Consider the following 1,265-nt stretch of genomic DNA (forward strand, 5'->3'; position numbering starts at 1 on the left):
TTATACCACATCTTGCGTGATTTGTCACTATGTCATTTTCTACAATCACAAGGACAAAAAATAGTGCATTTTTATGTCCTGAGTATCTCCATAGCTTTACGGTATTTTTCAAGGCGTTGACTGTCCTTTTCGGACACGATGCAGCCTGCAGCTTCGATACGGCTTATATCCGAGTTGTGTTCAAGGTCCGCAAGCTTGACCTTCCTTGCAACAGCGTCCGTCTTTATCCGCATAACGTATGAAAAGTAGTCCTCGTCATCGGAGTGGGTAAGGAGTTTTACCGCATCTGTTACCTCCCTCGGGAATTCCTTTTCAAGCTGTTCTATCGTAACGGAAGTATCCTCAACGGTATCGTGTAGAAGTGCGGCGCACACAGAAAACTCGTCCGACATCTGCTCTGCAAGGTGGAAGGGATGAAATATGTAGGGAACTCCGCTTTTGTCGTACTGACCGATGTGGGCTTCGTATGCAAGCTTCATAGCTTTTACAGTCAATGGAGTATATATCATGACATTACCTCCCTATGTTATTATATACATTATATAATATATCCTCAGAAAAATCAATTCTGCTGCATGAGATCCCTCAAAAAAATTTTTTCAGAAAAATTTTTCTTCTACCCCACTTTTTTATTCCCCCCCTTCGTATGCTATAGACATAAGGCAATAAAGTCTTAACTCTTCGTTAACGGAGTTTAATAAAAATCTATTTAAAAAGGAGTCTTTTATCATGAAAAGCAGAAAGCAAATCATCGCAGCTGTAGCAGCAGTATCTGTACTCTCAGCTGTAACAGGAACAGGCGTATTCGCTGCAAACCGTTCAAACGAGAAGCTCATCGAGAAGCCAAACAGCATCTCTGAGGAAGAGCTCACAGTAACAGAGGCTGATGTCACTGCTGAGGCAGAGGAGACAGCTGAAGAAGTTAAGGAAGATAACAAGGAAGAGGCTAAGCCTGCTCCTGAAGCTCCTGTAAAGCCTGAGGACGAGAAGAAGGTTGAGGAGAAGGAAGAGGCAGAGACTGCTGAGGACACTGAGAAGGAAGAAACTGAAGTCAAGGAAGACAAGTCTTCTGATGCAGAAGAGAACGCTGAGAAGGAAGAGCCTGTAAAGCCTGCCGGTCCTAAGGAGATCAAGGGTATGATCAAGAAGGCATTCGATTTCGACGTTCGTGACTTCAAGGACGGAGTAAAGAACGAATGGTTCGACTTCTGCATTGGCAGACTTGAACTGGACAAGCTCGAGGACGAGAACAATAAGCCTGAGCC

General features: G+C 44.0%; 1 protein-coding gene and 1 pseudogene. One reads left to right on the forward strand and one right to left on the reverse strand.

Annotated elements, in window-relative coordinates; all coding sequences use genetic code 11:
• Positions 1–71: 71 nt before the first annotated feature.
• A complete protein-coding gene (locus BT127_RS04330; RefSeq protein ID WP_075423798.1) occupies positions 72–509 on the reverse strand; it encodes an HD domain-containing protein in 438 nt (145 codons plus the stop codon).
• Positions 510–729: 220 nt separating this feature from the next.
• On the opposite strand from BT127_RS04330, the pseudogene BT127_RS04335 reads away from it, so the two are divergent.
• A pseudogene (locus tag BT127_RS04335) lies at positions 730–1,265 on the forward strand (hypothetical protein); the annotation flags it as partial.

Source organism: Ruminococcus sp. XPD3002 (assembly GCA_900119535.1).
Taxonomy (GTDB): domain Bacteria; phylum Bacillota; class Clostridia; order Oscillospirales; family Ruminococcaceae; genus Ruminococcus; species Ruminococcus flavefaciens_H.

Bases quoted from the DNA above. Each gene is read 5' to 3' on its own strand.
- BT127_RS04330 (WP_075423798.1), bottom strand. From the start codon at position 509: ATGATATATACTCCATTGACTGTAAAAGCTATGAAGCTTGCATACGAA.